The organism is Halomicronema sp. CCY15110 (assembly GCF_016888165.1).
In the GTDB taxonomy this organism is placed as follows: domain Bacteria; phylum Cyanobacteriota; class Cyanobacteriia; order Phormidesmidales; family Phormidesmidaceae; genus Halomicronema.
The window spans coordinates 1-9,510 of sequence record NZ_JACSWC010000060.1; the positions used below are offsets into that span (position 1 = coordinate 1).

The window sequence follows — 9,510 nt, forward strand, 5'->3', positions numbered from 1 at the left end:
CCAGGGGCTCAGGAAATTTGAGGCCATCTTTCAGGGATGGTCACTAGCCCAGGAGGGATTTATGTGTACTTAGTAGCAGCTTTTGAGAGGAGAATTGGCTTTGCCCAATATCTGAAGCTGTATGAGTTCTGCCGCTTATACTGTCGCCCGCAAAGCGGCGTCGATTTGTTGATAAAGCCGGGGCCGTGTGGTCTCGTTATCTAAAACCACATTGGCGCGATCTACTTTTTCAGCCAAGGGCCACTGGTTTGCGATCCGCCTTGCTGCGGCTGTTGGGGTGAGTTGGTTACGGGCTATCAGCCGCTGTAGTTGCGTTTCAGGAGTACAGGTAACTACCCAAATCTCGGTCACCTGATCGGTCAAATCGGCCTCAAATAGCAGGGGAATGGCCTGCACTACTGTCGTCGCCCCCGATAGTTGTGCCATGGCGGTGGCAAAGCATTGGCGAACAAAAGGGTGGATCTGTTGCTCTAGCCAAGCCTTTTCGGCGGCATCGCTAAATACAATTTGGCCAAGTCGGGCGCGATTGAGCGTGCCGTCGGTTAGCAAGATTGCTGGGCCATGACGAGCCGCGATCGCCCCCAATATCGGTGAACCCGGTGCTACTGCCTGCCGCGCATACAAGTCGGCATCCAAGATCGGCAAGTGATATTGAGCGGCCAGATACTCAGCCACCGTTGACTTGCCCGTGGCGATGCCTCCTGTTAGTCCGATGATGCGCTGGCCCATTCTGTGATCGCTTGCGTGAGTCCTTCCAGAGTATATTCAGTCGCTTCAATATCCACCCGCCCCAGCAGTTCTTGGCAAGTGTCGGAGGTTTTGGGGCCAATGGACGCGATCGCCACCGTCTGCAAAACCTCCGCCCAGTGGGTTCCCAACCCCTGCTGCAAGAGCTGACAGGTGTGACGCACCGTTTTGGAGCTGGCGAAGGTGATGACGTGGATTTGTTGGGCCTGGAGGGCCGCGATCGCCTCTGGGTCAGGAGTCTGCGGACAGCCCGACTCGTAAGCTGGCACTTCCGTCACTGTGGCTCCCGCTGCCGTCATTTCTTTGACCAACACCGCCCGCCCGCCACTTTCGACTCGGGGAAACAAAAGTTTTCGGCCCTGCACCGACTCGGGAAAAGTCGCCACGAGGGAGTCCGCGACAAAGTTGGGGGGAATGAAATCCGCCTGAAATCCTTGCTGTTGCAACACGCTCGCGGTCTTCTTGCCTACCACCGCCAGTTTTACCGAGTCGAGATCCGCCGGATTGCCCACTTGCTGCAAGCGTTGCCAGAAAAACGTGACCGCATTGGCCGAGGTCAAAATCAGCCAGTCGTAGGTGTGGAGGTGAGCGATCGCCTCATCCAGCGGTTGCCAGGTCGAGGGGGGCTGAATCTCTAAGGCTGGCATTTCCAAAACCTGGATGCCCGCCGCCTCTAGCAATTTTGTGAATTGACTGGATTGGCCCGTTGATCGCGTCACTAGCGCTGTAATGGGGGAGTGAGCCGACTGTAACCGAGCCATACATCCAGACCACAAAACCGCATCTTTTAGTTTACGACCTGCCGCCGCAGTGTCTGACCTCAGCCGCAGGGACTTGCCTCTTTTGCCCCCCTGCCCCTTTCAAAACCGCACTTTCTGTTTCGCGACCCACTCTGCATGGCGCTGAATATGGGGATCGGTTTTGATCTGTTCTAGCGTCGGGAAGTGCTTTGCCAGGGCCATTTCGTCGTAATGATCGTGAATCCCGTCATGGCACAGCCGACAAATCCAGACGCCTTGACTTAACTCCGCCTTGGAATAGGTTTTCCTAAAGCGAGTGCGGCGGTGCAGCTTTTTGGGAATCAGGTGATGGAAGGTGAGCTTGAGCGATCGCCCACAGAGCGGACATTCTCCAGAACAAGCAGTGGCCACGGCTGATTGCCATTCTCTCGACAGCAATATTGTAAAAATATCGACCATCTCTTGTCGGATAGCGGCGACATGACAAGAGACGAGCAGGGGACAACTGCGTGACAATACTAGAGGGACTTTTGCCAGACATCGCTTTAATCCGTGTAAACTATCTCGTCTTCGGCTCGCCACGCCGGATCGACGATACAAATGAACACTAGAGGCTCTTGCCCGGTGTTGTGAATGTGTTGCCGTGCGTTGGGCGGAATGTAGATGGCATCGCCCGCGCTGACTGCCTGCACTGCTTCATTAATGTGCATATTGCCCTGACCACTCAAGATGTAGTAAACCTCGGAGGTGGTCAACGCATGGTCGATCGACGTTTGCCCCGCTGGCACCAGGGCGTGGGCCAGGCTGTAGCGTAGGTCGAGCGGTTGCTTATCGGGATGCAGCAGTTCTCGAAGTTGGGTGTTGTCACCCGCGATGAACATTTCACAATCGTTCAAATTTCTGACAAGCATGGGCGATCACAATTCTCGATTTACCTTCCCATCCTAAGGGGGCAACCCTCAGCTACCAAAGCCCTCAGCACGTTACACCTTGGGCAAGGGCCACTCCAGGCGTGTGGACTCAAAATCACGACAGCCGATCGCGGCTTCTGACAGCGCCTCTTTGGGGTGTAGAGGACACTTCAGCAAATAGTTGCCCGAAAAATACTGACACTCCGAACAAGGAATCTGGTGCATTTGCTGGGCGCGCCGAAACCCATCCCACAGGACTGACCAGACACTCCACGCCCCAAACAGCAGCGTCACCCAGGCCACCACAAAACAAATGGGCACCAAAAAGGGCTGAATGGCCTGGAGCAAAGTATGCGCCACAAAAATCAGAAAATTGAGAACTTGAGCCATAACCAGCAAACAAACTGTAGACGGCAGAGGTTACACCCTAGCTCAATTCTAGGTATAGAGTTTAATCAATATAACCCCAGGGCAAAGCGGGTGTAATGCGGTCAAATTTCATGGTCAAAATAAAAAACTGGCTACCTGACGTGCAGATAACCAGTTTGCATGAGGCATGACAAATGAATTAGTAAGCCAGACCCATACTGCGGGTGGTTTCTGCCCCCAGGTAAACGCGGACGCTCAAGAAGTCGGTGGGGCAAGCAGTTTCACACCGCTTGCAACCGACGCAGTCCTCAGTCCGAGGTGAAGCGGCGATTTGGCCGGCTTTGCAGCCATCCCAAGGCACCATCTCCAACACATCAGTAGGACAAGCGCGAACGCACTGGGTACAGCCAATGCAAGTATCGTAAATTTTGACGGAATGAGACATTGAAATGAAGGCTCCAATGTTAAACGGGACATTCAAAAACTCGTTGCAAAGTGCTGCAAATAATGGCAACGCTTTGAAACGAATAAACAGCAAGGGTTCTCCAATCTTGATAGCCAGTTTAAGGGGTCTGTTTTCCCGGACTTCGCCTGATCCCATAAAAGTTTATGGAATGTAATATTGACTGCGGTTTTGGGGGCGTGCCGAGGGTGAGGTATTGAAGTCGGTCAATACAGCGCGGCTGTATGAGGATGTTAGCAGGGCGAGCATGGCCTTGCTCCCTCGCAATGGGATTGTCCAGATCGTCAATCCCGCGCCTGTGCATCCCTGTCAACAGGTTCAACAGGCTGGCCCGAGAAGCCGCAATCGTCTCTCTGCCGTATCGGTCTCGGGGGGGCATGCCCGCAAGTTGCCGCCCCCGAGACCGCGTACAGCAGCTATGACTTTTTGTCGGATCATGCTTGCCGCTCAAATGGGCTGAGGGCTCAGGGGATTGTTCGGGCCGTCGAGTCGATATGCTCGAACGCCAGCTTGAATAATTTGCCTGGCTCGATCGCGGCACTGGAGCCGGATTCCTAAAATCCTCAGCAAGACCCGGTACGCTTTCCGATAATATTTAGGGATGCCTCAAACCAAAACGCTTGGCTTGATTTTGTGTCGCACTCGTGGTTTAGGTTTTAGAGGTGTTTAATTTTGTGTTCTGGGAAGGGATTGAACTATGAGTCAGGAACCGGTTTTCGAGAAAGTACAGAAAATTGTGGCTGAGCAGCTCGGGGTCGATGAAGCGGAAGTCAAGCCCGAAGCCAGCTTCGCTAACGATTTGGGAGCCGATTCGCTAGACACGGTCGAGCTCGTTATGGCCCTGGAAGAAGAGTTTGATATCGAAATTCCCGACGAAGCTGCTGAGGGGATTGGCACGGTACAAGCCGCTGTGGACTTTATCAACGACAAAAAGGCCGCATAGCGATCGCCCTTACTTGACCATGTTGTAACGCAGAGACACGTTGAATAGCTGAAATGTGTGCCTGCTTTGTAGGTGAGCCATGACAGAGTTGGAAAAAAAGCGAGTCGTGATTACCGGTTTGGGAGCCACGACGCCCATCGGCAATGACTTAGACAGTTACTGGCAAGCGCTGCTAGCCGGTAAGTCTGGTGTGGGGCCGATCACGCATTTTGATGCTGCCAAACATACGACCCGGATTGCCGCTGAAGTCAAAGGCTTTGATCCAGTTCAGTTTATGGATCGCAAAGATGCCAAGCGGATGGATCGCTTTTCTCAGTTCGCTGTGGCCACCAGCAAACAAGCGCTCGCCGATGCTCAGCTAGAAATTAATGATCTCAACGCTGAGCAAATTGGCGTCATGATTGGTACTGGCATTGGCGGCCTCAAAGTCATGGAAGACCAGCAAGAGGTGTATCTCAATCGGGGGCCAGGGCGTTGTAGCCCCTTCATGGTGCCGATGATGATTGCCAACATGGCCGCTGGGCTGACCGCTATTCAGACGGGGGCCAAAGGGCCAAACTCTTGTCCGGTGACGGCTTGTGCGGCGGGCTCTAATGCGATCGGTGACGCTTTTCGTCTCGTGCAGCAGGGCTATGCCCAGGCCATGATTTGTGGCGGTACTGAAGCTGCCATTACGCCTTTGGGGGTGGCGGGCTTTGCCTCGGCGCGGGCTTTGTCGGTGCGTAATGAGGATCCGCAAACGGCTAGTCGGCCCTTCGATCGCGATCGCGACGGCTTTGTAATTGGTGAAGGCTGCGGCATCCTGATTTTGGAATCCCTCGATCATGCCCTTAGTCGTGGTGCCAAAATTTACGGCGAAATTATCGGCTACGGCATGACTTGTGACGCTTACCATATGACCGCGCCGGTTCCCGGTGGCGCTGGGGCGGCTCGCTGCATTCAGCTCGCTCTCAAAGATGCGGGCATTACCCCCGCGCAAGTCAGTTATGTGAACGCCCACGGCACCAGCACTCCGGCCAACGATCCGACGGAAACTCAAGCCATCAAGACCGCATTAGGAGAGTACGCTTATCAAATTGCCGTGAGCTCGACCAAGTCGATGACAGGACATTTGCTGGGCGGCTCTGGTGGTATTGAAGGGGTGGCGGCAGCCATGACGGTGGCACATGATCAAGTGCCTCCCACCATCAATCTCGAAAATCCAGACGATAACTGCGATCTGGACTACGTCCCCAAGCAGGCGCGGCAAATGCCGGTGAATGTGACCTTGTCCAATTCTTTTGGGTTTGGTGGGCATAACGTGACACTGGTCTTTCAGAAATACCGTGACTAACGTTACAATTTGAACGGTGAGTATATTAACTTATCGAAAATTATTGAATCTTGGGTTTGTGTCTGGTTGCCCGTTCCAGTTGTCTCTTGGCATTTTGCGGCTTGATGGAGCCGTTAGCGGTGAGCTTGTGAGACCGCAAAGCGAATGAGATGATAGGGCAGGAGTCGCTTGTGAGCTGCTACAGCAGCCTGTATTAGTAAGCGCCTGCCATGGAAGGGCACGAGGCCCGGCTAAGTGTTGTCCCGTCTTTGAGTAGTAGGTTTATGGTTGTCGCATCCCAATCTTTAGAAGCGCTTTGCGTGAACTCGATCCGATTTTTGGCCATTGATGCTGTTCAGAAGGCTAATTCTGGCCACCCTGGTTTGCCCATGGGTGCTGCACCAATGGCCTATGTACTGTGGGATAAGGTGATGCGCTTTAATCCCAAAAACCCCAACTGGTTTAACCGCGATCGCTTCGTGCTGTCTGCTGGTCACGGTTGTATGTTGCAGTATGCGCTGCTCTATCTCACGGGCTATGACAGCGTGTCCTTGGACGATATCAAGCAATTTCGGCAATGGGGCTCCACGACCCCCGGTCACCCCGAAAACTTTGAAACGCCTGGTATCGAAGTCACCACTGGGCCATTGGGGCAAGGCATTTGTAACGGTGTGGGCTTGGCCATGGCCGAAGCTCACTTGGCGAGCCGCTTCAACAAGCCCGATGCCGAGATTGTGGATCACTACACCTATGTCATCTTGGGCGACGGCTGCAACATGGAAGGGGTTTCGGGTGAAGCCTGCTCTCTAGCAGGTCACTTAGGCCTCGGTAAGCTGATTGCTTTGTATGACGACAACCACATTTCCATTGACGGCTCTACGGATATTGCCTTTACCGAAGACGTCTCCAAGCGCTTTGAAGCCTACGGTTGGCATGTGCTGCATGTGGAAAATGGCAACACCGATCTAGACGCGATCGGCAAGGCCATTGCAGAAGCGAAGGCCGTGACCGACAAGCCGACCATGATCAAGGTGACCACCACCATTGGCTACGGTTCGCCCAACATGTCGGATACCGCTGGTGTGCACGGTTCACCGTTGGGCGCTGATGAAATCCAGCTCACCCGTGATGCTTTGGGTTGGAGCTATGGTTCTTTCGAAATTCCGGAAGATGCGTTAAGCCACCTGCGCCAGGCGGTTGATCGGGGCGCTAGTTTGCAGGCTGAATGGGAAGAAACCCTGGCGACCTATCGCACTAAGTATCCCGAAGAAGCTGCTTTGTTTGAGCGGATGCTATCGGGCAAGTTGCCGGAAAACTGGGCTGATGCGTTGCCGACTTATACCACCGACGACAAAGCGATCGCGACCCGCAAAACGTCCGAGGCCACTCTAAATGCCTTGGCTCCGGTGGTGCCAGAACTCATCGGTGGCTCCGCTGACCTGACCAAGTCCAACAACACTTTCATGACAGTGTCGGGCGACTTTCAAAAGGGGGCCTACGAAAACCGCAACATCCGCTTTGGGGTGCGCGAGCATGGCATGGGGGCCATTTGTAACGGCATCGCCCTGCACAATTCGGGTTTGATCCCCTATTGCGCTACTTTCCTGGTCTTTGCCGACTACATGCGGGCAGCGATTCGGCTCTCAGCGCTTTCGCAAGCTGGAGTGATTTACGTCCTCACCCATGACTCCGTTGGTTTGGGCGAAGATGGCCCGACCCACCAGCCGGTAGAGACGATCGCTTCCCTGCGAGCAATTCCTAATCTCACCGTGATTCGACCGGCCGATGGGACTGAAACCTCTGGTGCCTATAAGGTCGCCATTGAGAGTCGTAAAGCCCCCACGCTGATGGCTATGTCTCGCCAAAACTTGCCTCAAATTGCAGGTACTTCGGTTGAAGGTGTAGCCAAAGGAGCGTACATCATCTCGGATAGTGACGGTACTCCCGACCTAATCTTGATTGGCACCGGTAGCGAACTCGAACTGTGCGTGACTGCGGCTGAGCAATTGACCGCTGCAGGCAAGAAAGTGCGCGTCGTTTCTATGCCCTCTTGGGAACGGTTTGATGCCCAGGATGCGGCTTATCAAGAGTCCGTGTTCCCCAAGGCCGTCACCAAGCGCTTGGCGGTGGAAGCAGGCATTGGCATGGGCTGGTGCAAGTATGTGGGTGGCGAAGGCGATGTCATCAGCATTGAGCGCTTTGGGGCCTCAGCTCCTGGCAAGACCGTCTTAGAAAAGTTTGGCTACACCGTGGATAACGTGGTCGCTAAAGCGAACGCGCTGTAGATGACTAATTACGCTGGGTTGCCCCTGATAAATGGGTAACGCATATGCTTTCAACAGGCTCAAGCAAGTTCTGCTTGGGCCTGTTTTGTCATGTCTAAAATTGCTGTTGGGGTTAACGGTGCATCGTCTTGGCTCGAAACTGATGCGGATGCCATATCGAGCCAGAGCAAAAACTCAATATTGCCAGCGGGGCCAACGATGGGGGAAAAGGTGAGGCCCCGATCGCCCCACCCCAACGCCCTAGCCGCCTGCAACACCTGCCAAATGGCGTCTGCTTGGTCTTGGGGCGATCTCACTACCCCTTTTTTGCCGATCTTGTCTCGCCCCACTTCAAACTGCGGCTTCACTAGCAGCACCACCTCACGAGGGGCTATTAACAAGTCCCAGAAGGCGGGCAACACCTTCGGCAGGGAAATGAAAGAAACATCCATGACCCCGAAATCGGGTCGGATGGCAGCTTCCTCGTACAGTTCTTCGGGGATGAGGTGCCGCAGATTTGTCCGCTCTCGCAAAACCACACGGGGATCTTGGCGGAGTTTCCAGGCAACCTGACCGTAGCCGACATCAATGCCGTAGACTCGCGCGGCCCCAGCTTGCAGCAGGCAATCGGTAAAGCCGCCCGTGGAAATGCCGCCATCCAAACAAACGCGATCGCGGACGGCAATGTCAAAGGCTTCCAGCGCTTTCACCAACTTCTCACCGCCTCGGGAAACAAACCGCGATCGCGGTTTGACAGTCACTGCCGCATCCAAAGCGATCGGGGTGCCGGGCTTATCCACAACCTGATGGTTGACTTGCACTTCCCCAGCGCGAATCCAACGTTGAGCCAGTTGGCGCGTTTCGCATAATCCCCGCTCCACCAGCAGCATATCGAGTCGTTGTTTAGCCATGCACAGGATTCAGTAAATGCGAAGAGCAGCAGTCCTCACGTTAGCCGACCGTCACTTCGTCGGCAAAGCTAGCACGCCGAGTAAAATAAAACGGCCCCGCGAGGGCTCCCCACAAATGTTCATCGGTGGCCGGATCACGGCCTCGATCCCAACTCTGAAACTTCTCGCCATCAATTTCAAACACGCTGTCGAGATACGTCACTTTACCGTTGCGCTCGACCATGCAGGCTTTACCCGGTTCGACTTGGCCTTTGAAGCCATGTCCCGTCCACTCTACATGCATGTTGCAGCAGGGCATGAATTCCAAGCGATCGCGGGTCAGCTCAGCCAATTTGTCGCGATCGCGAGCTGCGCCGTATAAGCTTTCAACGTCTTTGATGGTGTAGTTTTCAATCTCGATCCGATTATCCACTGCCAGGAGCTTTAACACTCGCGCCCGATAGGGCTGTTGTAAGGAAAAATCATAGGCCTGCTCCAGATACAAGGCTGTGCCATCCAACAAACTGGGGGGCAGCGGTCGCATGCAGACTCGAATATGAGCGTACAGCGGCGGGTTATCAAACGCCTGCTGCTGGTTGCTAAAGTCGGCGGCCATCCAGCGGGCAAGGGTGGCAATATCCGTCGAATGTGTCATGGGTGCGGCGCTAAAACTAACGGGTTCTATTTTACGAGATTGGGGGAAGTGGGAGAGGAGTGAATGGGTAGATGAGTGGTGGGTGAATGGGTGGGGAGTTTCTAGACAGAGTTCGGTCCTCTGGTTGTGAACCTCTTCGCTAAGGGACTTGCGCGCAAAAAAGATCCCCATGAACCGAGTTTCGACTCCGCTCAACTTTCGATACTGGTAGGTTGA

The 9,510-nt window shown here is 54.3% G+C and carries 11 protein-coding genes; 3 read left to right on the forward strand and 8 right to left on the reverse strand.

The genetic code is table 11. The features are described 5' to 3' along the window. Positions 1-135: 135 nt before the first annotated feature. The 6 genes from coaE to psaC form a co-directional block, all read right to left on the reverse strand. A complete protein-coding gene (coaE, locus tag JUK32_RS00595) occupies positions 136-729 on the reverse strand; it encodes a dephospho-CoA kinase (RefSeq protein ID WP_204136927.1) in 594 nt (197 codons plus the stop codon). Further along, positions 705-1,508, reverse strand: a complete 804-nt coding sequence (locus tag JUK32_RS00600; protein ID WP_204136928.1) for a uroporphyrinogen-III synthase — start codon at positions 1,506-1,508, stop codon at positions 705-707. Before JUK32_RS00600 ends, coaE begins: the two co-directional genes overlap by 25 nt. A gap of 99 nt (positions 1,509-1,607) precedes the next feature. Beyond that, entirely contained in the window at positions 1,608-1,946 is a 339-nt protein-coding gene (locus JUK32_RS00605; protein ID WP_204136929.1) for a hypothetical protein, read from the reverse strand. An 86-nt stretch (positions 1,947-2,032) separates the two neighbouring features. Continuing rightward, positions 2,033-2,398, reverse strand: coding sequence for a cupin domain-containing protein (locus tag JUK32_RS00610; protein ID WP_204136930.1), 366 nt, complete (start codon positions 2,396-2,398; stop codon positions 2,033-2,035). Positions 2,399-2,470: 72 nt separating this feature from the next. Then, complete coding sequence (locus tag JUK32_RS00615; protein WP_204136931.1) at positions 2,471-2,788, reverse strand: hypothetical protein; 318 nt, start codon at positions 2,786-2,788, stop codon at positions 2,471-2,473. A 178-nt stretch (positions 2,789-2,966) separates the two neighbouring features. Continuing rightward, a complete protein-coding gene (psaC, locus tag JUK32_RS00620; RefSeq protein ID WP_072041292.1) occupies positions 2,967-3,212 on the reverse strand; it encodes a photosystem I iron-sulfur center protein PsaC in 246 nt (81 codons plus the stop codon). 715 nt (positions 3,213-3,927) lie between these two features. Between psaC and acpP the strand changes: the two genes are divergently transcribed. The 3 genes from acpP to tkt all read left to right on the forward strand — a co-directional run bounded on the left by acpP (position 3,928) and on the right by tkt (position 7,770). Further along, positions 3,928-4,173, forward strand: a complete 246-nt coding sequence (gene acpP / locus JUK32_RS00625; protein ID WP_204136932.1) for an acyl carrier protein — start codon at positions 3,928-3,930, stop codon at positions 4,171-4,173. A gap of 79 nt (positions 4,174-4,252) precedes the next feature. Continuing rightward, on the forward strand, positions 4,253-5,506 hold the full coding sequence (gene fabF / locus JUK32_RS00630) for a beta-ketoacyl-ACP synthase II (protein WP_204136933.1): 1,254 nt from the start codon (positions 4,253-4,255) through the stop codon (positions 5,504-5,506). 263 nt (positions 5,507-5,769) lie between these two features. Further along, positions 5,770-7,770, forward strand: coding sequence for a transketolase (tkt, locus tag JUK32_RS00635; protein ID WP_204136934.1), 2,001 nt, complete (start codon positions 5,770-5,772; stop codon positions 7,768-7,770). A gap of 59 nt (positions 7,771-7,829) precedes the next feature. On the opposite strand, the gene JUK32_RS00640 is transcribed toward tkt, so the two are convergent. Next, a complete protein-coding gene (locus JUK32_RS00640) occupies positions 7,830-8,660 on the reverse strand; it encodes a TlyA family RNA methyltransferase (RefSeq protein ID WP_204136935.1) in 831 nt (276 codons plus the stop codon). A gap of 40 nt (positions 8,661-8,700) precedes the next feature. Further along, entirely contained in the window at positions 8,701-9,294 is a 594-nt protein-coding gene (locus JUK32_RS00645) for a chromophore lyase CpcT/CpeT (protein WP_204136936.1), read from the reverse strand. Positions 9,295-9,510 lie beyond the last annotated feature (216 nt).